The organism is Variovorax sp. CF079 (assembly GCF_900101545.1).
In the GTDB taxonomy this organism is placed as follows: Bacteria; Pseudomonadota; Gammaproteobacteria; order Burkholderiales; family Burkholderiaceae_C; genus Variovorax.
The window spans coordinates 140,313-165,043 of sequence record NZ_FMZU01000016.1; the positions used below are offsets into that span (position 1 = coordinate 140,313).

The window sequence follows — 24,731 nt, forward strand, 5'->3', positions numbered from 1 at the left end:
ACGATGGTGGCCGCGCTTTGGGTCGCGCTCGCCATCGATCGATGGTTGGGCGAACCGGCCGCGCGCTGGCATCCGGTGGTGTGGACCGGCCGCTACCTGGGCTGGGCGGGGCGGCGCATCGCACCGCCGGCCGAAGCGGCGCGCTCACCGGATCTCGCGCGCTTCGCCGCGGGAGCGCTCGCTTGGTGGGCCGGCGCTGCCACGGTCCTGCTGGCCGCGTGGGCGGTCGCGGTCGCCGCCGCGCGCCTCCCGGGCTGGGCGGAGGTACTGTTTCTGGGCCTGGCGCTCAAGCCGCTGTTCGCCTGGCGCATGCTGCGCGACGAGGTCCTGGCCGTCGAAGCGGCGCTGGCCGGCTCGCTCGATGCCGGCCGCGACCGACTGGCGCATTTGGTCAGCCGCGATGTTCATGCGCTGAACGAAGCCGAGGTGCGCGAGAGCGCGATCGAATCGTTGGCCGAGAACCTCAACGACTCGGTGGTCGCGCCGGTGTTCTGGTTCGTGCTCTTCGGCCTGCCCGGGGCCGCGCTCTATCGTTTCGCCAACACCGCCGATGCGATGTGGGGCTATCGCGGCGTGCGCCAAGGCCGCGTCTGGGAATGGGCCGGCAAGTGGGCCGCGCGCGCCGACGATGTGCTGTCGTGGCTGCCTGCGCGCTTCACCGCCTTTCTGCTCCTCTCGTCTTGCTCCCTCTCCCGCGAGCGGGGGAGGGCTGGGGTGAGGGCTCTGCCCGCCACCGCCCGCGAAGCCCGCCATACCCCATCCCCCAACAGCGGCTGGCCCATGGCCGCGATGGCGCTCTGCCTCGGCGTACGGCTCGCCAAGCCCGGCGTCTACGCCTTGAACGAAGCGGGACGCGCGGCCAGCGCGGCGGACACGCAACGCGCCGCATCGTTGGCGGCCAGGGTCGTCGTGCTGCTGGCCCTTGTCGCATCGGCATCGATCCTCGGGCTGGCTGTATGACTTCCTTCGACGAACCACTGCACGGCGGCCCGGACGCCCGCGGCGCGGCGCCGCACGATTTCTCCACCAACGCCAATGCCTGCGGCCCTTGTCCATCGGCGCTGGCCGCGCTGCAGAAAGCGGACGCCCGCCGCTATCCCGATCCGCGCTACACCGCGCTGTGTGAAGGGCTCGCCTGCTTTCATGGCGTTGACGCCGAGCGCATCGTGATCGCCGCGAGCGCGAGCGAATTCATCGGGCGCATCACGGCCGCGGTGGCGCAGCAAGGCGGCCGCGGCGTCTGGATGCCGCCGCACAGCTATGGCGATTACCAGCGGACCGCCGGCGCGTGGGGCTTCGAGCCCGCGCCGGCAGCCGGTGCCGACCTGGCCTGGTGCTGCGATCCGTCCAGCCCATTCGGCCAAGCCCAGAACGGCTTGCAGGCCCTGATCGATGCGCCGCTGCCCTCGAAAGGCACCTGCGTGCTCGACCTCGCCTATGAGCCCTTGCGGCTCGAAGGCAGCCTGGGGCTGAGCCCGGTGCAGAAGGATCGCGTCTGGCAACTGTGGACGCCGAACAAGGCGCTGGGCCTCACCGGCATCCGCGCCGCCTACGCGATCGCGCCCCGGGATGCGGGCGCGATGATCGCGCGCCTCGGCCGCCTCGCGCCATCCTGGCCGCTGGGAGCGCACGGTGTCGCGCTGCTCACCGCCTGGACCGGCGCCGAAGCGCAGGACTGGCTCCGGCACAGCCTGGACACATTGCGCGCGTGGAAACGCGAGCAAGAAGCCCTGTGCGCCGCGCTGGGCTGGACCTGCCTGCCCAGCGTCGCCAACTATTTCTGCGCGCGGCCGGATGTGCCTTATGCGCCGCGTGCCGCAGCGCTCCGTGATGCAGGCATCCAGCTGCGCGACACCCGCTCCTTCGGCCTGCCGGACCACGTGCGGCTCGGCGTGCTGCCGCCGGCCAGCCAGTCGGCGCTGCAACGCGCATGGCCGGCGGCGCGACCCTGAGGCTCAGCGCCGCTGCAGCCGCGGATTCTTCTGGAACAGATCGGCCGCCCAGTCGACGAAGACCCGCACCTTGGCGCTCAGGTGGCGGTTCGGCGGATAGACCACGTGCACCGGCAGCGGCGGCCGCGTCCAGTCCGGCAGGATCTCAATCAGCTCGCCGTTGGCCAGGTGGGATTCCGTCATGAAGGTGATGCACTGCGAGATGCCGAAGCCGCCGAGCACCGCCGCCAGGTGGGCGTTGCTTTCGTTGACCGAGACCCGGTAGGGACCCGACATCTCGATGTGCTCGTCGCCCCTGTGGAACTCGTGCGGGTAGACGCGGCGCGTGCCGCCGGCGAAAAAGCTCACGAGATGATGGCGCTTCTCGATGTCCGTCGGATGCTGCGGCACGCCGTAGCGCTTCAGATAGGCCGGCGAGGCCACGGTCACGAATTCCAGCGTGCCGATGCGCCGCGCCACCAGGGACTGGTCGGTCAGGTCGCCGGCCCGGATCACGCAGTCCACGTTGTCGCTGATCAGGTCGACCGGGCGGTCGCTCACGCCCAGGTCGACCTGGATGTCGGGATAGCGGTCGCAGAAGCTCGCCAGCGCCGGCAGGATGATCATCCGCGCCGTCGAAGTGCCCACGTCGATGCGCAGCCGCCCGGTCGGGTTGGCCTGCGCATTGGTCATGCTGGCCTCGATCTCGTCGAAGTCGTTCAGGAGGCGCGCGGTGCGCTCGAAGTAGGCCGCGCCGTCGGGCGTGACCGTCACCCGGCGCGTGGTGCGGTTGAGCAGTTTCACGTGCAGGCGCGATTCCAGCGCCTGGATCTGCTTGGTGACCGTGCCCTTGGGCAGGCCAAGGGAGTCTGCTGCTCTTGTGAAGGTGCCGGCTTCTACGACGCGGACAAAGATCCGCATGGCCTGGATCTGGTCCATTTATGCTGCTCCTGGAAAACCCGGAGTTTCCACCGGGGTGCGGATTCTCACATGCCGCTTCTTAGCTGATTGTTAGCCAATTGGAAACAGAGTAGGGGCCAACAGCTCGTTGCAGCAGCCAATCCGGGTCGTAATATTCAACCCATCGTCCACCCACCGAGGCCACTCATGTCATCCCGTCCCACTCCGCGTTCTGCTGAAGCCGCCAAGGCCCCGGCGGGAGCCGTTGTGCAAGGCGCCGAAACCGACATCAGCATCCCGCTGCCCGGCCGCGAGCCGGTCGAGGCGCGCCTCTATGGCCAACGGGCCAAGGGTGCGGCGGTGCCGCTGGTGCTGCACTTCCATGGCGGCACTTTCATCAGCGGCGATCTGGACTTCGGCCGCAACGTGGCCCGCCTGCTGGCCGGCGCCGGTGCGGTGGTGGTCTCGCTGGCCTATCCGCTGGCACCTTTCCCCGAACCCATCGAGGTCGGCTTCGCGGCGCTGGAGTGGCTCTACAAGCAGCGCGTCAAGCTGGCAGGCAAGGGCGCCCGCGTCTACCTGGCCGGCGAGGAAGCCGGTGGCAACGTGGCGGCCGCGGTGGCGCTGATGGCGCGGGATCGCGCGCATCCGCCGCTGGCGGGCCAGATCCTGCTGTCGCCGATGCTGGACCCCTGCGCCGGTACGCAATCGCTGCGCAAGGCGACGAGCGACGCCGTGAAGTGCCGTTGGGCGACCGGCTGGCAGGAGTACCTGAGCCGCCCGATGAACGCGACGCACCCCTATGCGGTGCCGGGCGCCTCGCTGCGGCTGGCCGAATTGGCGCCCACGCTGGTGCTGGTCGGCGAGGACGATGCGATGCGCGACGAAGCCCTGCGCTTCGCGCAGCGGCTGCAGGATGCGGGCATTTCGGTGACCCGGGGCGTGCTGCCCTCGGCCGCGAAGTGTCCGGACGAGTTGTACGACCCCGCCTATGGCGATTGCGCGTGTCCGGAGACAGTCGGTGAGCACATGCGCGCATTTTTCGCTGCCACGGCGCCGCCGGTGCCTCCCCCGGTCTAGGCCCAGCCGGCCACGCCGGTAACCCGTTTTTCGAATCTCCTCGGTCCGCAGGCCTTGCCGGCGGTGCCGGATATCGCCCTCCTGTGTCACGACGCCGGTTGGGCCGTTGCATTCCCAAAGTCATTCAAAAGGACGTTCATCATGCAAAGCAAGCTGTCTAACCAGAACCGCCGCCGCCTCTGGCCCGCCGTGACCGGCATTACCGCAGCGGTCGCGATCGCCTGCGCCGCGCTCGGCTTGCCGAGCTTCAAGGCCGAGGCCAACAATGCGCCCGCGGCCGACGCCCCGCGCGCCACGCCGGTGTCGGTGGCCACGGTGGCCGCGACCGACGTCAACACCTGGGACGAGTTCTCGGGCCGGCTCGAGGCGGTCGAGCGGGTCGACGTGCGCTCCCGCGTGGCCGGCGCCGTGCAGGCGGCCCATTTCCGCGAAGGCTCGCTGGTCAAGCAGGGCGACCTGCTGATCACGATCGACCCCGCGCCCTACGCGGCGGAAGTGGAGCGCGCCGAAGCGCAGGTGGCCTCGGCCCAGGCGCGCGTGTCCTTCACGCGCAGCGAGCAGGAGCGCGCACGCCGCCTGTGGGAAGAGAAGGCCATTGCCCAGCGCGAGCTCGACGAGCGCGTCAACGCCGGCCGCGAGGCCGAGGCCAACCTGCGCGCGGCGCAGGCTTCGCTGCAAAGCGCACGCCTGAACCTGGGCTACACCCAGGTGCGCGCGCCGGTGGCCGGGCGCATCGGCAAGATCGAAGTGACGGTGGGCAACCTGGTCGCGGCCGGCCCCGGCGCGCCGGTGCTCACCACGCTGGTGTCGGTGAGCCCCATCTACGCGAGCTTCGATGCCGACGAGCAGGTCGTGGTCAAGGCGCTGAAGGATCTGCCCGGCGGCGCCAGTGCGCGCAACAAGATCGAAGGCATCCCGGTGCAGATGGGCACCGCCGGCCTCGAAGGCACCCCCTACGAAGGCAAGCTGCAGCTGATCGACAACCAGGTCGACGCCAGGAGCGGCACGGTGCGCGTGCGTGCCGCCTTCGACAACAAGGACGGCGCACTGATCCCCGGCCAGTTCGCCCGCATCCGCATGGGCCAGGCCCGCAGCGAGAGCGCGGTGCTGGTCAACGAACGCGCGGTCGGCACCGACCAGAACAAGAAGTTCGTGATGGTCGTCGACGCCGACAACAAGACCGTGTACCGCGAAGTCACGCTGGGCGCATCGGTCAACGGCCTGCGTGTCGTCACCAAGGGCCTGAAGGCCGGCGAACGCGTCGTGGTCAACGGCTTGCAGCACGTGCGCCCCGGCGCGCTGGTGGCACCGCAGGCAGTCACCATGGACGCCAAGGCCGAGGTGCAGCCGCAGCGCGTGGCGGCTGCCGCGAAGTCCTGAGCACAGCGCGCTCTCTAGAGAATCATCATGAATCTATCCAAGTTCTTCATCGACCGGCCGATCTTCGCGGGGGTGCTGTCGCTCCTGATGCTGATCGCCGGCCTGATCGCGCTGCGCGGGCTGCCGATCTCCGAGTACCCCGAGGTCGCACCGCCCTCGGTGGTGGTGCGCGCCCAGTACCCGGGCGCCAATCCGAAGGTGATCGCCGAGACGGTGGCGACGCCGATCGAGGAGCAGATCAACGGCGTCGAGGGCATGCTCTACATGGGCAGCCAGGCGACCACCGACGGCGTGATGACGCTGACCGTCACCTTCAAGCTCGGCACCGACCCCGACAAGGCGCAGCAACTGGTGCAGAACCGCGTCTCGCAGGCCGAGCCGCGGCTGCCCGAGGAAGTGCGCCGTCTCGGCGTGACCACGGTCAAGAGCGCGCCCGACCTCACGATGGTGGTGCACCTGGTGTCGCCCAACGACCGCTATGACATGACCTACCTGCGCAACTACGCGGTGCTCAACGTCAAGGACCGGCTGGCGCGCATCGAGGGCGTGGGCCAGGTGCAGATCTTCGGCGGCGGCGACTACTCGATGCGCGTCTGGCTTGACCCGCAGAAGGTCGCGCAGCGCGGCCTCTCCGCCAGCGACGTGGTGGCTGCGATCCGCGGCCAGAACATCCAGGCGGCGGCCGGCGTGGTCGGCGCATCGCCTGGCCTGCCGGGCGTGGACATGCAGTTGTCCATCAACGCCCAGGGGCGGCTGCAGAGCGAAGAGGAGTTCGGCGACATCATCGTCAAGAGCGGCGCCGACGGTGCCGTGACCCGGCTGCGCGACATCGGCCGGCTCGAACTGGGCGCGGCCGACTATTCGCTGCGCTCGCTGCTCAACAACGACGCGGCGGTCGGCATGGGCGTGTTCCAGGCGCCGGGCTCCAACGCGCTCGACATCTCTTCCAACGTCCGCAAGACGATGGCAGAGATCAACAAGACCATGCCCGAGGGCGTGGAATACCGCATCGCCTACGACCCGACGCAGTTCGTGCGCGCCTCCATCGAATCGGTGGTGCACACGCTGCTCGAAGCCATCGCGCTGGTGGTGCTGGTGGTGATCCTGTTCCTGCAGACCTGGCGCGCCTCCATCATTCCGCTGCTCGCGGTGCCGGTGTCGGTGATCGGCACCTTCGCCGTGCTGCATGTGCTGGGCTTCTCGATCAACGCGCTGTCGCTCTTCGGGCTGGTGCTGGCGATCGGCATCGTGGTCGACGACGCGATCGTGGTGGTCGAGAACGTGGAGCGCAACATCGAGGCCGGGCTCACGCCGCGCGAGGCGACGTATCGAGCCATGCGCGAGGTGTCCGGGCCGATCATCGCGATCGCGCTGGTGCTGGTGGCCGTGTTCGTGCCGCTGGCCTTCATCAGCGGCCTCACCGGGCAGTTCTATCGCCAGTTCGCGGTGACCATCGCGATCTCGACCGTGATCTCCGCGATCAACTCGCTGACGCTGTCGCCGGCGCTCGCCGCGCTGCTGCTGCGCGGGCACGACCAGCCCAAGGACGCGCTCACGCGCGGCATGGACCGGGTCTTCGGCTGGCTGTTCCGCGGCTTCAACCGCTTCTTCCACCGCGGCGCGGAAGCCTACAGCGGCGGCGTCAAGAACGTCATCTCGCGCAAGACGCTGATGCTGGTGATCTACCTCGCGCTCGTCGGCGTGACCTTCGGCCTCTTCAAGGCGGTGCCGAGCGGCTTCGTGCCGGCGCAGGACAAGCAGTACCTGATCGGCTTCGCGCAGCTGCCCGACGGCGCCACGCTGGACCGCACCGAAGAAGTGATCCATCGCATGGGCGAGATCACCAAGAAGAACCCGAACGTCGAAGACGCGATCGCGTTCCCCGGCCTGTCGATCAACGGCTTCACCAACAGTTCGAACTCGGGCATCGTGTTCGCGACGCTCAAGCCCTTTGCCGAGCGCCAGCGCGCCGACCAGAGCGGCGGCGCGGTGGCAGGCCAGCTCAACCAGCAGTTCGCAGGCATCCAGGACGCCTTCATCGTGATGTTCCCGCCGCCGCCGGTGGCGGGCCTGGGCACCACCGGCGGCTTCAAGCTGCAGCTGGAGGATCGCGGCTCGGTCGGCTACGAGCAGATGGACGCGGCGGTGAAGGCCTTCATGACGAAGGCGCGGCAGGCGCCCGAGCTCACCGGCATGTTCACCAGCTGGCAGGTCAACGTGCCGCAGCTCTATGCCGACATCGACCGCACCAAGGCGCGCCAGCTCGGCGTGCCGGTGACGGACATCTTCGACACCATGCAGATCTACCTCGGCAGCCTGTACGCGAACGACTTCAACAAGTTCGGCCGCACGTACTCGGTGCGGGTGCAGGCCGATGCGCCGTACCGCGCACGTGCCGAAGACGTGGGCCTGCTGAAGGTGCGCTCGAACTCGGGCGAGATGGTGCCGCTCTCGGCGCTGATGAAGGTGAATTCCAGCTTCGGACCGGAACGCGCGATGCGCTACAACGGCTATCTCTCGGCCGACATCAACGGCGGCCCAGCGCCCGGCTTCTCCTCGGGCCAGGCGCAGGACGTGATCGAACGCATCGCGGCCGAGACGCTGCCCAAGGGCGTCAGCTACGAGTGGACCGAGCTGACCTACCAGGAAATCCTGGCGGGCAATTCGGCGGTGCTGGTGTTCCCGCTCGCCATCCTGCTGGTGTTCCTGGTGCTGGCCGCGCAGTATGAAAGCCTCACGCTGCCGCTGTCGATCATCCTGATCGTGCCGATGGGCCTGCTCGCGGCGATGACCGGCGTATGGATCTCGGGGGGTGACAACAACGTCTTCACGCAGATCGGGCTGATCGTGCTAGTGGGCTTGAGTGCGAAGAACGCGATCCTGATCGTGGAGTTCGCGCGCGAGCTCGAGTTCGCCGGCCGCACTCCGCTCCAGGCCGCGATCGAAGCCAGCCGCCTGCGCCTGCGCCCGATCCTGATGACTTCGCTGGCCTTCGTGATGGGTGTGCTGCCGCTGGTGCTGGCGACCGGCGCCGGTTCGGAGATGCGCTCGGCCATGGGCGTGGCGGTGTTCGCCGGAATGATCGGCGTGACCGCCTTCGGCCTGTTCCTGACGCCGGTGTTCTACGTCGTGCTGCGTCGCCTGACGGGCAACAGGCCGCTCAAGCTGCATGGCGAGGTGCCGCATCTGGACGACAGCTTCGTCTCGGCCGACCACCCGGCGGCGGCACCGCATGCGGCGGGCGGCGGCGGGGGCCTGCAGCCTGCACCGGCTTCGCCGCTCAAGTTGCATGAGTAAACGGGATCAAGGCCCTCACGGCCTCCTTCAAGAAAGTCGATCATGAAATCCGATTCGAAACTCTTCCGCCCCTGGCGCGCCGCGCTGCTGCCGCTGGTCGCCGCACTGGTCCTGGTCGGCTGCGCGACCGCGCCGGCGGAGCTGCCGGCCTTCAACACGCCGGCCCAGTTCAAGGAGCAGGCCGCGCCGCAGGCCGAGGGCACGTGGACGCGCGCGCAGCCGGCCGAGTCGCAGCCGCGCGGCGATTGGTGGCGCGCCTTCAACGACCCGGTGCTCGACAAGCTCGTCGAGCGGGCCGCTGCCAACAACACCAGCATCCAGTCCGCCGCCGCGCGCCTGGCCGAGGCGCGCGCCGTGCTGCGCAGCACCGATGCCGACCGCGCACCGCAGGTCGGTTTGGGCGCGGGTGCCAGCCGGCAGGCCGGCCTGGATCGCAACCAGAGCAACAGGCCCTCCACGCTGATCACGGCCGGCGTCGATTTCTCCTACGAGATCGATCTCTTCGGCCGCCTCTCGCGTGCCAGCGACGCGGCGCGGCTCGATGCCGAATCGCGCGAAGGCCTGCTGCAAAGCACGCGCCTGCTGGTCCAGGCCGAGACGGCCCAGACCTACCTCTCGCTGCGCGCGCTCGATGCCGAGCGCGCGCTGGTGCGCGAAACCGTCGGCGCCTACCGCGACACCCTGCGGCTGGTTCAGCGCCGCAACCAGGCCGGCGATCTCGCCGAACTCGACGTGGTGCGTGTCGAAACCGAAGTGGCAGCCACCGAATCCGAAGCGCTGACGTTGGACCGGCGCCGCGCGGAACTGGAGCATGCGCTGGCGGTGCTGACCGGCGAGACGGCGTCGAGCTTCGCGCTGGAGACGCAGGACTGGTCGACCGCCTTGCCCACCATTCCGGCCGGCGTGCCGGCGACGGTGCTGACGCGCCGGCCCGACATCTCGGCCGCGCAGAAGGCCGTGTTCGCTGCACAGTCCCGCGTCGGCGTCGCGCAGACCGCGTGGTTCCCGAGCATTTCGCTCACGGGCGGCGGCGGCTACGCCTCCTCGGACGTCAGCGACCTGTTCAAGTGGTCGGCGCGGTCCTGGGGCATCGGGGCATTGCTTTCGCTGCCCTTGTTCGACGGTGGACGCCGCGAAGCCGGCGTGCAGAGCGCGAACGCACAGCTGGACGGCGCGCTCGCCAACTACCGCGCGCAGGTGCTGGGTGCCTTCAAGGACGTGGAGGACCAGCTCTCGTCGCTGCGCATCCTCGAGCAGCAGTCGGGCGTGCAGGGAAGGGCGGTCGCTTCGGCGAGCCGGGCCACCACGCTGTCCGATTCACGCTACCGCAACGGGCTGGTCAGCCAGCTCGACCTGCTCGATGCGCGCCGCCAGGAACTGCAGAACCGCCGCCAGGCGCTGCAGGTGCGCTCGGCGCAGTACCAGGCCACGGTCGGGTTGGTGCGTGCGCTGGGCGGCAGCTGGGAAACGCCGCAGACCACGGGCGCTGCGACGCCGGAAGCACCGGCGCAAATTGCGACGCGCTGAGTCTAGGAGCCGGCGTCCGGTGCGGACGCCGGCTGCGCATCTGCCAGCCGGCGCAGCGCGGTGGCCCCCAGCGCCAATGCGCTCGAATAGCTTGCTTGCGGCGTCGCGGCCGACTTGAAGTGCCGATAGTGCAGCGCGTCGCCCGTGTCGTTGTCAAAAGCTTCGATCAGCACCCAGAAGAATTTTCCTTTCTCGCGCTCCTCCACCGTGAGCGCCATGTCGCGTATCGCGGGCATCAATCCACTCCCTCATTTGTTGATGGGAGGAGGCTACGGAGCAAACGAGGTGTTTGACGCAGCACGTCCGAATGCAATGCGCCGAAGCGTGAAAGACTTCGCGAGCGCTCCGAATGGCTCGGGCCGTAGCGGACAATCCACAGATGATTACAAGTGTGGGACGAAGCGGCCAAGCCCGCTGCGTCATGGTCCTCGGCACCACCAGCGGTGCCGGCAAGAGCTGGCTGGCGACCGCGCTGTGCCGCTGGTATGCGCGCCAAGGCCTCGAGGTGGCGCCGTTCAAGGCGCAGAACATGAGCAATAACGCACGTGTGGTCGCCGGCGGCGAGATCGGCAGTGCGCAATATTTCCAGGCACTGGCGGCGCGCGCCGAGCCCGATGTGCGCATGAACCCGCTGCTGCTCAAGCCCGAGCGCGACACGCACAGCCAGGTGGTGCTGATGGGCCGCGTGAGTGCCGAGCTGTCGTTGCTGCCCTGGCGCGGGCGCAGCGAACGCGTCTGGCCGCAGATCGCACACGCGCTCGACGAACTGCGGGCCGAGAACGAGGTGGTGGTGATCGAAGGCGCCGGTTCGCCGGCCGAGATCAACCTGATGGCGAGCGACATCGTCAACCTGCGCGTGGCGCGGCATGCCGATGCGCGCTGCCTGCTGGTGACCGACATCGACCGCGGCGGCGCCTTCGCCCATCTCTACGGCACCTGGGCGCTGATGCCGGAGGCCGACAGGGCCTTGATCAAGGGCTTCGTGCTCAACAAGTTCCGCGGCGATGCGACGCTGCTCGCGCCCGCGCCGCAGCAGCTCGAAGAGCTCACCGGCATACAGACCGTGGCGACCTTGCCGATGTGGTGGCAGCATGGCCTGCCCGAGGAGGACGGCGTTTTTGACGACCGCAGCACGGCCAGCGGCGAAGTCACGCGCACCATCGCCGTCATCGCCTATCCGCGCATCAGCAACCTCGACGAATTCCAGCCGCTGAAGAACATCGCCGGCGTGCGACTGCGCTGGGCGCGCAGCCCGGCCGACGTGGCCGGCGCCGACTGGATCGTGCTGCCCGGCTCCAAGAACACCAGCGGCGACCTGGCCTGGCTGCGGGCGCAGGGCCTGGACCGCGCGGTGGCTGCGCATGCAGGACGTGGCGGCGCGGTGCTCGGCATCTGCGGCGGGCTGCAGATGCTGGGCGAGGCGCTGATCGATCCGCATGGCGTCGACGGCAATGGCCCCGGCCTCGGCCTGCTGCCGCTGGTCACCGTGTTCGCGGCCGACAAGACCGTGCAACCGCGCGAGGCCCGCTTTGCCGAACTGACCGGCCCCTGGGCCGCGCTCTCCGATGTCGCGGTGGGTGGCTACGAAATCCATCATGGCCAAACCGCGCCCCATGCCGCGATGGCTGCCGCCGGCGATCACGCGATGCCAGTGATGCCCGACGAGCTGGCCTGGCAGAACGCCGCGGGCAACGTGCTCGGGCTCTACCTGCACGGCCTGTTCGAAGACCCGGCCGCGCTGCATGCGCTCTTCGGCGCGACCGCGCGCACGCTGGACAGCGTGTTCGACGGACTGGCCGACCACATCGATTCCCACTTTGAAGCGGGCGTGCTGCGCTCCCTGATCGAATGACGCTTGAACTCCCCACCGCCCCGAAACTCGACGACGCCGCGCTTGCTGCGCGACTTCAACATCGGATCGACAACAAGACCAAGCCGCTCGGCGCCTTGGGCCGGCTGGAGGCGCTGGCCTTGCGGCTGGGCCTGATCCTCGGCAGCGAATCGCCGGTGCTCCAGGCGCCGCAGATGCTGGTCTGCGCGGGCGACCACGGCTTGGCGGCGCGCGGCGTGTCGGCCTATCCGAGCGACGTGACCTGGCAGATGGTCGAGAACTTCCTGGCCGGCGGCGCGGCGGTCAGCGTGCTCGCGCGCCAGCACGGCCTGGCGCTGACTGTGGTGGATTGCGGTGTGCGGCATGACTTTGCGCCGCGCGCAGGCTTGTCGATCCGCAAGGTCGCACCGGGCACCGCCGATGCATCGACCGGCCCGGCGATGAGCGCAGCGCAGCGCGACGAGGCGATCGCCAATGGCATCGCGCTCGTGCGCGAGCTGCCGGGCAATGCGCTGCTGCTGGGCGAGATGGGCATCGGCAATACCTCGGCTGCATCGCTGCTGCTGGCGCGGCTCACGGGCCTGGACATCGATGCCTGCACCGGCAGCGGCACGGGCCTCGATGCCGACGGCCTGGCGCGCAAGCGCCGGCTGCTGCGCGAAGTGCTCGCGCTGCATGCCGATGCCGGCACGCCGCTGGCCGCGCTCGCGGCCTTCGGTGGCTTCGAGATCGCCACCCTGGTCGGCGCCGTGCTGCAGGCCGCGCACGAACGGCGCGTGATCGTGGTCGACGGCTTCATCGCGAGCACCGCGGTGCTGGTGGCGCAGGCGCTGCAGCCCCACGTCGTGCAGCGCTGCGTGGCGGCGCACGAATCGGCCGAACCGGGTCATCGGCTGCTCTTGAATTCGCTGGGCCTCGACGCGCTGCTGCGCCTGGACCTGCGCCTCGGCGAAGGCTCCGGCGCCGCGCTCGCCTGGCCCTTGCTCGAATCCGCGTGCCGCATCCTGCGCGACATGGCGAGCTTCGAGTCGGCCGGCGTTTCGCAGCAGGACAAGGGATGAACGGCGTGCGCCACTTCCTGCTGGCCTTGCAGTTCTTCACGCGCGTGCCGGTCACCGGGCGGTTGGCCGGGTGGGTGGGCTTCAGCCCGGCGATGCTGCGCGCGAGCGCCGCGCATTTTCCGGGCGTGGGCTGGCTGGTCGGCGCGGTGGGCGCCGGCGTGTTCCTGCTCGCGCAGGCGGGGCTGCCCGGCGTGGCAGGTGCTGCCGTTGCGGCGCTGCTGTCCACGGCTGCGACGGTATGGATGACCGGCGCCTTTCACGAGGACGGCCTTGCCGACGTGGCCGACGGCCTCGGCGGCTCGGCCGATCGCGCACGAGCCCTGGAGATCATGAAGGACTCGCGCATCGGCGCCTTCGGTGCCATTGCACTGGTGCTGGCGCTGGGCTTGAAGATCGCGCTGCTCGTCGTGCTGGCGGGGCAGGGCGCGATGGCGGTCGCCACCGCGCTGCTCGGCGCGCATGTGCTGTCGCGGCTGGCGCCCCTGTTCCTGATCCGCGGGCTCCCCTATGTCGGCGACCAAGGCGCGAGCAAGGCCAAGCCCCTGGCCGATGCGATCGGCGGCGGGGCCTTGCTGGTGGGCGTGCTGTATGCGTTGCCGGCCATAGCACTGCTGTTACTCGCATATCCGCCGCTGCAGGGCGTCGCAAGCCTGCTCGCGTGCCTGCTCGGCGCGCTGTACATGGCTGCGCTGCTGCGGCGCCGGCTGCAGGGCTTCACCGGCGACGGCCTCGGCGCGACGCAGCAAGTCTGCGAGCTCGCGATCTACCTGGCGCTCGCCTGGCAGGCATGAAGCTCGGGCTCGTGCGCCACGCGCAGACCGACGCCGCGGCCGGCCTGTGCTATGGCCGCACCGACGTGGCGGTGCCGCCCGAAGCGATGCGCACGCTGGCCGAACGCATTGCACCGCAGCTCGCCGAAGGCATCGACATCGTCTGCTCTCCCTTGCAGCGCTGCGCCGGATTGGCGCAGGCGATTGCCGCGCTTCGACCCGGCCTCGCGCTTCGCACAGATGCGCGCATCGCCGAGATGGACTTCGGTTCGTGGGAAGGCCGCAGCTGGTCGAGCATCGAGCGCGCCGAGTTCGAGGCCTGGACCCGCAGCTTCGCCGATGCGCGCGCGGGCGGCAGCGGCGAAAGCACGCGCGCGTTCATGCAGCGGGTCGGCGAAGCCTTCGACGCCTGGCGCGGCGCCGGCCGCGACGCGCTGTGGATCACGCATGCCGGCGTGATCCGCGCCGTCTGGCTGCTGCGAGAAGGCGTGCGCTGCGCTGAGCGCGCCGACCAGTGGCCCGCGCAGAGCATCGCCTTCGGCGAATACCTGACCGTCGAGCTGCCCTGATCAGGGCGCCGGCGTCTTCGGCTTGTAGTCGCAGTACGGCGCGACCGCGCACTTCCAGCACATCGGCTTGCGCGCCACGCAGACATAGCGTCCGTGCAGGATCAGCCAGTGATGCGCATGCAGCCGGAACTCGGCCGGGACCCGCTTCATGAGCTTCTGTTCGACTTCGAGCGGCGTCTTGCCCGGCGCCAGCCCGGTGCGGTTGCCGACGCGAAAGATGTGCGTGTCCACCGCCATCGTCGGCTCGCCGAAGGCCACGTTGAGCACGACGTTGGCGGTCTTGCGGCCCACGCCCGGCAGCGCCTCCAGCTCGGCACGCGTCTTCGGCACTTCGCCGCCATGCAGGTCGACCAGCATGCGGCAGGCCTCCATCAGGTGCTTGGCCTTGCTGCGGTAGAGGCCGATGGTCTTAATGTAGCCCTCAAGGCCTTCGATGCCGAGGTCGAGGATCGCCTGCGGCGTGTTCGCGACCGGGAACAGCTTGCGCGTCGCCTTGTTGACGCCGACATCGGTGGCCTGCGCCGACAGCAGCACGGCGGCCAGCAGCTCGAAGGGGGTCGCGTATTCGAGTTCGGTTTCGGGCTCGGGGTTGGCTGCCTGCAGGGTGGCGAAGAAGGGCTCGATCTCGTTTTTTTTCATCGTGGCGGGCAGTGTAGGCCGGGGCCGGTGAACTTGCGACAATGGCGGGCGTCACCTCATCCGCAGAAGGTTCTCATGCAATTCGCCACCCGCCTCGACAACGTCGAAACCTCCGCCATCCGCGAACTCTTCAAGCTCCTGGGCAAGCCCGGCATCATCAGCTTCGCGGGCGGTTTTCCCGACAGCGCGATGTTCGACGTCGAGGGCTTGAAGGATGCGAGTGCCAGGGCGCTGGCCGAGGAGCCGGGCGGTGCCTTGCAGTACGGCGCGACCGAGGGCTACGAGCCGATGCGCACGCAGTTGAGCGCCTTCATGAAGGGCAAGGGCGTCGAGGTCGCGCCCGAAGGCCTGATCGTGACCACCGGCAGCCAGCAGGCGCTGGACCTGCTCGGCAAGACCCTGATCTCGCCCGGCGACAAGGTGATCGTCGAAGGCCCGACCTTCCTGGCCACCATCCAGTGCTTCCGCCTCTACGGTGCGCAACTGATCAGCGCACCCATCGATGCCGACGGCGTCGACGTCGACAAGCTCGAGCAGCTGATCGCCGAGCACAAGCCCAAGTTCGTTTACCTGATTCCGACCTTCGGCAACCCGAGCGGCGCGATGCTGAGCCTGGCGCGGCGCAAGAAAGTGCTGGAGCTGGCGGTGAAGTACCAGACGCTGATGGTGGAGGACGACCCGTACGGCGACCTGTACTTCGGCAAGGCGCCGCCGCCTTCGATCATGTCGCTCACCAAGGAAGTGCCGGGCAGCCGCGAACTCGTGGCGCATTGCGGCAGCCTCAGCAAGGTACTGAGCCCGGGCTTGCGCATCGGCTGGATGATCGCGCCGGCGGAGCTGCTCGCGAAGGCCACCATGTGCAAGCAGTTCAGCGATGCGCACACCAGCACCTTCGCGCAGGCGACGGCCGCGCAGTATCTGAAGAGCGGCCGCATGCCGGACACGCTGGCGCACGTGCGCAAGGTCTATGGCGAGCGCGCCCAGGCCATGGGCGCGGCACTGAAACGCGAACTCGGCGACGCGATCGCCTTCGAGCAGCCGGGCGGCGGCCTGTTCTTCTGGGCCCGGCTCACGGGCGCCAACGGCAAGCTGGCCGATGCCAATGTGCTGGCCCAGCGCGCGATCGAGAAGCTGGTGGCCTTCGTGCCGGGCGCGCCGTTCTTTGCCGAGAAGCCCGATGTGGCGACGCTGCGCCTGAGCTTTGCGACTGCCAACGTCGAGAAGATCGAAGAGGGCATCGCGCGCCTCGGCGCCGCGCTCTGAGCCCTCAACGCAGCGCGTCGGCGAGCTTCAGGCCGTAGCGCTGCCCGGCGTCCTCGAGCGAGGGCGCGATCGAAGGGTGCAGGCGCACGCCCTGGTCGAGTTGCTCCGCGCGCCGCTGCAGCCCGCGTTCTCCGGGCACGCGCACCGGCCTGGCCGCATCGATCGGCGCATTGCCGCGGCACTGCATGGCCAGATGGTCCATCTGCCGGAGGAACTCCGCCTTGCCGCCGAGGGCCTGCAGATCGTGCAGGGTGAGGTGCACGGTCGCCCCCCAGCCTTCGCGCGCGTCGGCGCGTCCATGGCCTGCGAGGCCGGCGGTCAGCGCCTCCACCAGCAGCGCCAGCCCATAGCCCTTGTGGCCGTGGCTCAGGCCGCCCACCGGCAGCAGCGTGCCGGGCGGCTGGGCGAACAGCACCGCGGGGTCCCTGCTCGGGCGGCCCTGCGCATCGATCAGCCATTCCTCGTCGAACAGCTCGCCGGCCTTGTGCTTGCGGTTGCTCATGCCGTTGGTGGTGATGGAGGCCGAGATGTCGACCATCACGCCGCCTTCGCTGAGCGGAAAGCCCAGCGCCAGCGGATTGGGCGTGAACACCGCCTGCGTGCCGCCGAAGGGCGCGACGCTGGCGGCGTTCGGGTCGGAGCAGGCGAGCACCAGCAGCATGTCTTCCTCGAGCGCGCGCAGCAGGTAGACCGCCAGGCAGGCGATGTGGTGGCTGCGGCGGATCACGAGCGAGGCGGTGCCCAGCTCGCGGGCGCGCGGCACCAGCAGGTCCAGGCCCTGGTGCACCAGCCAGGGGCCGGGCAGGCGCTGGCCGTCCCACAGGACGGCAGCGGGACGGTCTGAAACGACGACCGGTGCGCCATCGCGCGTCATCCTGCCGGCCTCGAGTTCTTTCACATAGCCGGCCAGGAGCGCGAGGCCGTGCGTGTCGTGGCCCAGCAGGTCGCCTTGCACCAGCGTGTCGGCCACCGTATGCGCCATGGCTTCCGCCAGGCCGGCATGCTGCAGCAGTTGCGCGGCGAATCGGGTGAGGGCGGCGGTGTCGTAGCGGATGGATGTGTCGTTCATGGATTTCAGGTGGCTGCGGCGAGTTGCATCCGTTGCCGCTGGCGCCGCCAGGCCATGGCGCCGGAACCAACCCAGACGAAGAGCGTGAAGATCGCCAGGCCGGCGGCGATCGGCCGCTCGACGAAGGGCAGCCAGCTGCCGTCGGACTTGATCATCGAGGTGATGAAGTTTTCTTCGAGCATCTTGCCCAGCAACATGCCGAGGATGGCCGGCGCGACGGGGAAGCCGTTTTCTTCCAGCAACCAGGCCGCGACGCCGAAGCCCAGCAGGATCCAGAGATCGAAGAGCGCGTTGTTGATCGCGAAGGAACCCACCAGGCAGAACACCAGGATGATCGGCATCAGCACGTTGCGCGGCAGGCGCAGGATGCGCGCCGAGGCCTTGATGCAGGCCCAGCCCAGCGGCAGCATGAGCAGGTTGGCGAGGATGAAGACAATGAACACCGCATAGACGCTGTGCGGGTTGTTCATGAAGATCATCGGCCCGGGGTTCATGTTCTTCATGTAGAGCACGCCGATCACGATGGCCGTGATCGAATCGCCCGGAATGCCGAACACCAGCGCCGGTACCCAGGCGCCGGCGAGGGCGCTGTTGTTCGCGGCGCCGGCCTCGACCAGCCCTTCGGGATGCCCGGTGCCGAACTTCTCGGGCTCCTTCGAGAGCTTCTTGCTCATCGCGAAGGACATCCAGGCCGCGATGTCGGCGCCGGCGCCGGGCAGGATGCCGACGGCCGTGCCCAGCGCGCTGCCGCGCAGGGTCTGCTTGGCGTACTTCCTCATCAGGCCGCCCATGCCGGCGAAGACCGAGCCGATCTGCTTGGTGAAGCTGCCGATGTGGTCCGTGGTCACTGTGAAACGCAGGATCTCGGAGATGGCGAACATGCCGATCATGGCCGGGATCAGGCTCAGGCCGCCCAGCAGGTCCGCACTGCCGAAAGTGAAGCGCGGATGGCCCGCTGGGTTCTCCAGCCCGACGCAGCCCATCAGCAGGCCGAGAAAGAGCGTGATGAGGCCCTTGAGCGGCGTGTCGCTGGTGATGAAGACCGCGCAGGTCAGGCCCAGCACGACGAGCCAGAAATATTCGAAGGAGCTGAACTTGATCGCGACCTCGGCCAGCGCCGGCGCGGCGACGATCAGCACCGCGGTGCCGAACAGGCCGCCGATGCACGAGAACACCAGCCCGATGCCCAGCGCCATTTCGCCCTGGCCCTTGCGCGTCATCGCGTAGGACTCGTCGGTGTAGGCGGCCGAAGCCGGCGTGCCCGGAATGCGCAGCAGCGCGCCGGGGATGTCGCCCGCGAAGATCGCCATCGCGGTGGCGGTGACGATCGATGCGATGGCGGGCACCGGCGGCAGGAAGAAGGTGATGGGCACCAGCAGCGCGGTGGCCATGGTGGCGGTGAGCCCTGGCACGGCGCCGACGAACATGCCGAACAGGCCCGACAGCAGCATCACGACCAGCACAGTCGGCGTGGCGACCATCTGTATGGCGAGCAGAACGGAATCCATCAGTCGCCCCTCACCATGCCCAGCGCTGCAGCAGACCCCAGGGCAGGGGCACCTTGAGCAGCTTGTAGAAACAGGCGTGGATCACCAGCGTCGCGACGATGGCCACGAGCGCCGCGGTGCGGGGCCGGACGCCGCATGCCCACTGCAGCACGAACAGCACCAGCACGCTGCAGAGCAGGAAGCCCAGTTTCTCCGACAGCAGGATGTAGAAAGCCATGCCGGCGATGACGAGCAGGAAGGCCACCAGATGGCGCGGGGAGCGCATGCCGTCGGCAAGCTGCAGCAATGGCTGCCGGCCGCGCAGCCCTTGCCACATCAGCACCGCGGACGACAGCGCGAGGCCGCAGGCGACGAGTCCCGGGAACACGGCCGGCCCGTAGTTCTGGCCGGCCGCCGGCGGAAAGCCCTGGATGTGCCAGAGCACCGCCAGTGCCAGCACCAGCAGCACGCCGCCGATCAGGCTGTCGTGGATGCGCATCGGGCGCTTATTTGGCGATGCCCACTGCCTTCATTGCGACGCCGAAGCTGGCGTCCTTCTCGGCCATGAACTTGGCGAACTCCCCGCGGTCCGCATAAAGCGCACCGAAGCCGCGCGAAGCGAGGAAGTCCTGGTAGCCCTTGCCGTCGTAGATCTTCTTGAGCGTTGTGGCCAGGCGATCGGTCATGTCCTTGGGCAGGCCCTTGGGCGCCGCGATGCCGCGCCATGCGCCGGCGTTCCACATCTTCCCCGAAGCGTCGGTGTAGAGCGGCACCTTGGGAAAGATGCCATCGGGCTTGGATGCGAGGAGGATCAGCGGGCGCACCTTGTCGGCGTCGATCAGCGAGCGCGCCTCGGGCAGCGAACACGACACCACGTCGACGCCGCCGGCCATCAGGTCCTGCAGGCCTGGTGCCGCGCCCTGGCTGGGCACCCAGCCGATCGCGTTGCCGGGCAGCTTGTTGTCGACCAGCCATTGCGCCAGCCCGAGGTGCCAGATGCCGCCCTGGCCGGTGCCGCTGGCCTTCAGCTTGCCGGGGTTGGCGCGCGCGGCATCGAGCAGTTCCTTGGCGCTCTTGATCGGCGAATCGGTGCGCACGAAGACCGCGTTGGCGTCGAAGTTCATCAGCGCGAGCGGGGTGTAGTCGGCGCCCGTGAGCTGCGTCAGCGCGGCGTGATGCATCATGCCGATCTCGACCGTGAGGATGCCGAGCGTGTAGCCGTCGGGCGCGGCCGAGGCGATGGCCTGGTGCCCAACCACGCCGCTGCCGCCGGTGCGGTTGACCACGTTGATCGGCTGCTTGAGCTCCTTCTCGAGCTCGGCCGCGATGATGCGGGCCACGGCATCGGTGCCGCCGCCGGCGCCCCAGGGCACGATCAGCGTGATCGGGCGCTCGGGATAGGCCGCGTGGGCGAGCCCGGGAAAGACCACGGCGGCAACGGCTGCACCCATGGCAGCGAGGGACTGGCGGCGCTTCATCTCGTCTCCTTCGTTGTTGGAAGGTCATTCAAGCACCCAAGGCGCCGGCCGCGAAACTGAAGATAACCCTAGGACATCGCAAGCCGCTTTTGCCGTAGGGGGAAACCGGTTTCCGGCAGCGCCTCAGCGCAGCACTTCCAGGAGCCGGTCGAGTCCGCCGTCGTCGATGGCCACCATGGCCTGCTCGCGCACCTTGGGCTTGGCGTGGTAGGCCACGGAAAGGCCGGCCTCGGCCATCATCGGCAGGTCGTTGGCGCCGTCACCGACGGCGATGGTTTCGCCCGGCGAGATGCCGAGCAGGGAAGCGACCTCGAGCAGCGTGCGGCGCTTCTCGGCGCCGTCGCAGATGTCGCCCCACGACTGCATCACCACGCGGCCGGTGAGCCGGCCGTCGGCCTCGTCGAGCAGGTTGGAGCGCGCGAAGTCGAGGCCCAGCCGATCCTTCACGCGGTTGGCGAAGAAGGTGAAGCCGCCCGAGACCAGCAGCACCTTGAGGCCCGCCGCCTTGCAGGCTGCGACCAGCTCGGCCGCGCCGGGGTTGAGCTGCAGGCGCTGGTCGTACACCTGTTGCAGCGCATCGACCGGCACGCCTTGCAGCAGTGCGACGCGGCGACGCAGGCTCTCCTTGAAGTCCTTGATCTCGCCACGCATCGTGGCCTCGGTGATGGCGGCGACCTCGGCCTTCTTGCCCACCGCGTCGGCGATCTCGTCGATGCACTCGATGTTGATCAGCGTCGAGTCCATGTCGAAGGCAATCAGCTTGAAGTCGGCCAGCGCGAGCGGCGGCGTGATGCCGCGCACGAGGAGGCCGGGGGAGATTTCCTTGATGGCGCTCATGCGACTGCCGCTTCCTGTTGTGTTTTGGGTTGTCCGAGGCTGCGCAGCACGTCGCGCACCATCTGAGCACGGTCCTTGGGCTCCTTGAGCTCGCGTTCGATGCGCAGCTTTTCGTTGCCTGCGAGCTTGATGTGCTTGTTCTTCTGGATCAGGGCGATGATGTTCATGGAGTCGACCGGCGGGTCCTTCTTGAAGGTGATGTGGATCACGCCCGGCGCGGCGTCGACCTTGACCACGCCGTAGGGCCGCGCCAGCACGCGCAGCCGGTGCACGTCGATCAGCGTCTGCGCCTGCGGCGGCAGTTTGCCGAAGCGGTCGACGATTTCTTCCAGCAGCGTGTCGATCTGGTCGGAGGTCTTCGCGGTCGCGAGCTTCTTGTAGAAGGATAGGCGCAGGTGGACGTCGCCGCAGTAGTCCTCGGGCAGGAGCGCCGGCGCATGCAGGTTGATCTCGGTGATCACCGAGAGCGGCGCGAGCAGGTCGGGCTCCTGGCCGGCCTTGAGCGAGCGAACCGCTTCGGCCAGCATCTCGTTGTAGAGCTGGAAGCCGATCTCCATCATGTTGCCGCTCTGGTTCTCGCCCAGCACTTCGCCGGCACCGCGGATCTCGAGGTCGTGCATCGCGAGATAGAAGCCGGAGCCGAGCTCTTCCATCTGCTGGATGGCGTCGAGGCGCTGCGCCGCCTGCTTGGTGAGGCCCTCGGTGTCGGGCACCATCAGGTAGGCGTACGCCTGGTGATGGCTGCGGCCGACCCGGCCGCGCAGCTGGTGCAGCTGGGCCAGGCCGAACTTGTCGGCGCGGCTCATCACGATGGTGTTGGCGCTCGGCACGTCGATGCCGGTCTCGATGATGGTCGAGCACAAGAGCAGGTTGTAGCGCTGGGCCACGAAGTCGCGCATCACGCGCTCCAGTTCGCGCTCGGGCATCTGGCCGTGGGCGACGGCGATGCGCGCCTCGGGCAGGATCTGTTCGAGCTTCTGGCGCCGGTTCTCGATGGTCTCGACCTCGTTGTGCAGGAAGTAGACCTGCCCGCCGCGCTTGAGCTCGCGCAGCACGGCCTCGCGGATCACGCCCGTGCCCTCGTTGCGAACGAAGGTCTTGATCGCGAGCCGCCGCTGCGGCGCGGTGGCGATCACGCTCAAGTCGCGCAGGCCCTCGAGCGCCATGCCCAGCGTGCGTGGGATCGGCGTGGCCGTGAGTGTGAGCACGTCGACCTCGGCGCGCATGGCCTTCATCGCCTCCTTGTGGCGCACGCCGAAGCGGTGTTCCTCGTCGATGATCAAGAGGCCCAGGTTCTTGAACTTGACCGATTGCGAGAGCAGCTTGTGCGTGCCGATCACGATGTCCACGCTGCCGTCGGCCAGGCCCTTGGCGGCCGCATTGATCTCCTTGGTCGAGCGGAAGCGGCTCATCTCGGCCACCTTGACCGGCCACTTGGCGAAGCGGTCCATCAGCGTCTGGTAGTGCTGCTCGGCGAGCAGCGTGGTGGGCGCGAGGAAGGCGACCTGCTTGCCGCCGGTGACCGCGATGAAGGCGGCGCGCAAAGCGACCTCGGTCTTGCCGAAGCCGACGTCGCCGCAGACCAGCCGGTCCATCGGCTGCGGCGAGATCATGTCGTGGATGACCGCATGGATCGCGGCCTTCTGGTCGGCGGTTTCGTCGAAGCCGAAGTCGTTCGCGAACACCTCGTAGTCGGCGGCCGAGAAACGGAAGGCATGGCCTTCGCGCGCCGCACGGCGGGCGTAGATGTTGAGCAGCTCGGCGGCGGAGTCGCGCACCTGCTCGGCGGCCTTGCGCTTGGCCTTTTCCCATTGGCCGGAGCCCAGCTTGTGCAGCGGCGCTTCTTCCGCGCTGACGCCGGTGTAGCGGCTGATCAGGTGCAGCTGCGAGACCGGCACGTAGAGCGTGGCCTTGTCGGCGTACTCCAGGTGCAGCATCTCCTGCAGCAGCGGCTTGCCGTCGGCGTCGGTGCCCTGGCCCAGGTCCATGTGCATCAGGCCGCGGTAGCGCCCGATGCCATGGGCCGAATGCACCACCGGGTCGCCGATCGCGAGCTCGCTCAGGTCCTTGATCAGGGCCTCGACGTCGCTGACCTGCTCCTGCTTCTTGTTGCGGCGACGGGTGGCCGGCGCGGTGGCGAAGAGCTCGGTCTCGGTGACGAAGTCGATGCCCTGTTCGCGCCAGGCGAAGCCGGCGACCAGCGCTCCGGTCGCGATGCCGATCTTCTCGTCGGGCGAGGATTCGAACTCGGCCAGTGAGTCGAAAGCGGGCGGGCTCACGCCGCTGGCGCGCAGGAAGTCGAGCAGACTCTCGCGCCGGCCGTCGCTCTCGGCGATCAGCAGCACGCGGTGCGGCGTCGTGCGGATGTGCTCCTTGAGCTTGACCAGCGGGTCGTCGGCGCCGCGGACGACGGCGAAGGGCGGCAAGTGGTCGAATTCGACATAGTCCGTTCGGGCTGAGCTTGTCGAAGCCGGGGCGAGCCCTTCGACAAGCTCAGGGCGAACGGTGGTGGATCTGATCGCCAGCTGCGCCAGCGGTTTCGCCCGTTGATAGAACTGCTCCGCATTGAGGAACAGCGCCTCCGGTGGCAGCGCCGGCCGTTCCGGATCGCCGCGCACCAGCCGGTAGCGCTCGCCTGTGTCCTGCCAGAAATGCTGAAAGGCGGGTTCGAGTTCGCCGTGCAGCACCACCGTGGTGTCTGCGCCGAGGTAGTCGAACACCGTTGCCGTCTCTTCGAAAAAGAGCGGCAGGTAGTACTCGATGCCGGCAGTGGCGACGCCGTTGCCCATGTCCTTGTAGATGCGGCTGCGCGTCGGGTCGCCCTCGAGCAGTTCGCGCCAACGGCTGCGAAAGCGCGCGCGGGCATCGTCGTCCATCGGGAACTCGCGGCCCGGGAGCAGGCGCACCTCGGGCACCGGGTAGAGGCTGCGCTGGGTGTCGGGGTCGAAGTTGCGGATCGAGTCGATCTCGTCGTCGAACAGGTCGACGCGGAAGGGCATTGGCGAACCCATCGGGAACAGGTCGATCAGCCCGCCGCGCACCGCGTACTCGCCGGGGCTCACGACCTGCGTCACGTGGCTGTAGCCGGCCAGCGTGAGCTGGGCCTTGAGCTTGGACTCCTCGAGCTTCTGCCCGCTCTTGAAATGGAAGGTGTAGCCGGCCAGGAAGGCGGGCGGCGCCAGCCGGTAGAGCGCCGTGGTCGCGGGCACCAGCACCACGTCGGCCTCTTTCTGGCTGATGCGCCAGAGCGTGGCGAGCCGTTCGCTGATCAGGTCCTGGTGCGGCGAGAAGTTGTCGTAGGGCAGCGTCTCCCAGTCCGGGAAGAGGGCGCAGCGCAACTCGGGCGCGAAGAAGGCGATTTCGTCGATCAGCCGCTGCGCGTCGTTTGCGTCGGCGGTGAAGACGGCGGTGGCGCGGCCTGCCGCCTTCTCGCGTTCGGCCAGTTGTGCCAGCAGCAGCGCATCGGCCGACAGCGGGGGGCGCGGCAGCGTGAAGCGCTTGCCTGCGGTGAGTTGGGGGAGGTCCATGAAGTGTTGGAGAAATGCAGAACACCCCGCGCCGGCCGGCGAGGGGTGTGAAGGCCGATTCTAGAATGGCTGCCTTTTTGCCGTT

Annotated in this window: 20 protein-coding genes; 11 read left to right on the forward strand and 9 right to left on the reverse strand. The window is 68.7% G+C overall.

The features are described from left to right. Positions 1–3 precede the first annotated feature (3 nt). Both cbiB and BLS74_RS21710 read left to right on the forward strand, forming a co-directional pair. Entirely contained in the window at positions 4–960 is a 957-nt protein-coding gene (gene cbiB, locus BLS74_RS21705) for an adenosylcobinamide-phosphate synthase CbiB (protein ID WP_093109214.1), read from the forward strand. After that, positions 957–1,952, forward strand: a complete 996-nt coding sequence (locus tag BLS74_RS21710) for an aminotransferase class I/II-fold pyridoxal phosphate-dependent enzyme (protein WP_093109215.1) — start codon at positions 957–959, stop codon at positions 1,950–1,952. The genes cbiB and BLS74_RS21710 overlap by 4 nt, the downstream gene beginning before the upstream one ends. A gap of 3 nt (positions 1,953–1,955) precedes the next feature. Here BLS74_RS21710 and BLS74_RS21715 read toward each other — a convergent pair whose 3' ends face one another. Continuing rightward, the gene (locus tag BLS74_RS21715) at positions 1,956–2,870 is read right to left on the reverse strand and encodes a LysR family transcriptional regulator (RefSeq protein WP_093109216.1); all 915 of its coding nucleotides are present in this window, start codon (positions 2,868–2,870) and stop codon (positions 1,956–1,958) included. 168 nt (positions 2,871–3,038) lie between these two features. On the opposite strand from BLS74_RS21715, the gene BLS74_RS21720 reads away from it, so the two are divergent. From BLS74_RS21720 to BLS74_RS21735, 4 genes are all read left to right on the forward strand, one after another. Continuing rightward, positions 3,039–3,911 (forward strand): alpha/beta hydrolase fold domain-containing protein, encoded by an 873-nt coding sequence (locus tag BLS74_RS21720; protein ID WP_093109217.1) that lies wholly within the window; start codon positions 3,039–3,041, stop codon positions 3,909–3,911. A 141-nt stretch (positions 3,912–4,052) separates the two neighbouring features. After that, complete coding sequence (locus BLS74_RS21725) at positions 4,053–5,291, forward strand: efflux RND transporter periplasmic adaptor subunit (RefSeq protein WP_093109218.1); 1,239 nt, start codon at positions 4,053–4,055, stop codon at positions 5,289–5,291. Positions 5,292–5,318: 27 nt separating this feature from the next. Beyond that, positions 5,319–8,588 (forward strand): efflux RND transporter permease subunit, encoded by a 3,270-nt coding sequence (locus BLS74_RS21730; RefSeq protein ID WP_093109219.1) that lies wholly within the window; start codon positions 5,319–5,321, stop codon positions 8,586–8,588. Between the two features lie 42 nt (positions 8,589–8,630). Continuing rightward, positions 8,631–10,115 (forward strand): efflux transporter outer membrane subunit, encoded by a 1,485-nt coding sequence (locus BLS74_RS21735; protein WP_093109220.1) that lies wholly within the window; start codon positions 8,631–8,633, stop codon positions 10,113–10,115. Between the two features lie 2 nt (positions 10,116–10,117). Here BLS74_RS21735 and BLS74_RS21740 read toward each other — a convergent pair whose 3' ends face one another. Next, a complete protein-coding gene (locus BLS74_RS21740) occupies positions 10,118–10,351 on the reverse strand; it encodes a hypothetical protein (RefSeq protein WP_093109221.1) in 234 nt (77 codons plus the stop codon). A 143-nt stretch (positions 10,352–10,494) separates the two neighbouring features. Here BLS74_RS21740 and BLS74_RS21745 point away from each other — a divergent pair, with 143 nt between their 5' ends. Genes BLS74_RS21745 through BLS74_RS21760 form a run of 4 tightly spaced genes read left to right on the forward strand, consistent with a single transcriptional unit; the run spans position 10,495 to position 14,346 of the window. Continuing rightward, positions 10,495–11,967, forward strand: coding sequence for a cobyric acid synthase (locus tag BLS74_RS21745; RefSeq protein ID WP_244503951.1), 1,473 nt, complete (start codon positions 10,495–10,497; stop codon positions 11,965–11,967). Further along, positions 11,964–13,007 (forward strand): nicotinate-nucleotide--dimethylbenzimidazole phosphoribosyltransferase, encoded by a 1,044-nt coding sequence (gene cobT, locus BLS74_RS21750; protein WP_093109223.1) that lies wholly within the window; start codon positions 11,964–11,966, stop codon positions 13,005–13,007. The genes BLS74_RS21745 and cobT overlap by 4 nt, the downstream gene beginning before the upstream one ends. Further along, the gene (locus BLS74_RS21755) at positions 13,004–13,798 is read left to right on the forward strand and encodes an adenosylcobinamide-GDP ribazoletransferase (protein WP_093109224.1); all 795 of its coding nucleotides are present in this window, start codon (positions 13,004–13,006) and stop codon (positions 13,796–13,798) included. Before cobT ends, BLS74_RS21755 begins: the two co-directional genes overlap by 4 nt. After that, positions 13,795–14,346 carry a histidine phosphatase family protein gene (locus BLS74_RS21760; RefSeq protein WP_093109225.1) on the forward strand — a complete coding sequence of 184 codons (552 nt, stop codon included), beginning with the start codon at positions 13,795–13,797 and terminating at the stop codon, positions 14,344–14,346. The genes BLS74_RS21755 and BLS74_RS21760 overlap by 4 nt, the downstream gene beginning before the upstream one ends. Here BLS74_RS21760 and nth read toward each other — a convergent pair whose 3' ends face one another. Then, positions 14,347–14,985: an endonuclease III gene (nth, locus tag BLS74_RS21765; protein ID WP_093109226.1), complete on the reverse strand. Its 639-nt coding sequence runs from the start codon at positions 14,983–14,985 to the stop codon at positions 14,347–14,349. It abuts the gene before it with no gap. Between the two features lie 75 nt (positions 14,986–15,060). On the opposite strand from nth, the gene BLS74_RS21770 reads away from it, so the two are divergent. Next, entirely contained in the window at positions 15,061–16,248 is a 1,188-nt protein-coding gene (locus BLS74_RS21770; protein ID WP_093109227.1) for an aminotransferase-like domain-containing protein, read from the forward strand. Between the two features lie 4 nt (positions 16,249–16,252). Here the strand turns inward: BLS74_RS21770 and BLS74_RS21775 are convergent, their stop codons facing one another. From BLS74_RS21775 to mfd, 6 genes are all read right to left on the reverse strand, one after another. Next, positions 16,253–17,317, reverse strand: coding sequence for an Ldh family oxidoreductase (locus BLS74_RS21775; RefSeq protein ID WP_093109228.1), 1,065 nt, complete (start codon positions 17,315–17,317; stop codon positions 16,253–16,255). Between the two features lie 5 nt (positions 17,318–17,322). Next, a complete protein-coding gene (locus BLS74_RS21780; RefSeq protein WP_093109229.1) occupies positions 17,323–18,825 on the reverse strand; it encodes a tripartite tricarboxylate transporter permease in 1,503 nt (500 codons plus the stop codon). A gap of 10 nt (positions 18,826–18,835) precedes the next feature. Continuing rightward, the gene (locus BLS74_RS21785) at positions 18,836–19,303 is read right to left on the reverse strand and encodes a tripartite tricarboxylate transporter TctB family protein (protein ID WP_093109230.1); all 468 of its coding nucleotides are present in this window, start codon (positions 19,301–19,303) and stop codon (positions 18,836–18,838) included. A 7-nt stretch (positions 19,304–19,310) separates the two neighbouring features. Further along, a complete protein-coding gene (locus BLS74_RS21790) occupies positions 19,311–20,255 on the reverse strand; it encodes a tripartite tricarboxylate transporter substrate binding protein (RefSeq protein ID WP_244503957.1) in 945 nt (314 codons plus the stop codon). A gap of 150 nt (positions 20,256–20,405) precedes the next feature. Beyond that, positions 20,406–21,119 carry a phosphoserine phosphatase SerB gene (serB, locus tag BLS74_RS21795; RefSeq protein WP_093109232.1) on the reverse strand — a complete coding sequence of 238 codons (714 nt, stop codon included), beginning with the start codon at positions 21,117–21,119 and terminating at the stop codon, positions 20,406–20,408. Continuing rightward, positions 21,116–24,646 carry a transcription-repair coupling factor gene (mfd, locus tag BLS74_RS21800; protein ID WP_093109233.1) on the reverse strand — a complete coding sequence of 1,177 codons (3,531 nt, stop codon included), beginning with the start codon at positions 24,644–24,646 and terminating at the stop codon, positions 21,116–21,118. The genes serB and mfd overlap by 4 nt, the downstream gene beginning before the upstream one ends. Positions 24,647–24,731: the final 85 nt, after the last annotated feature.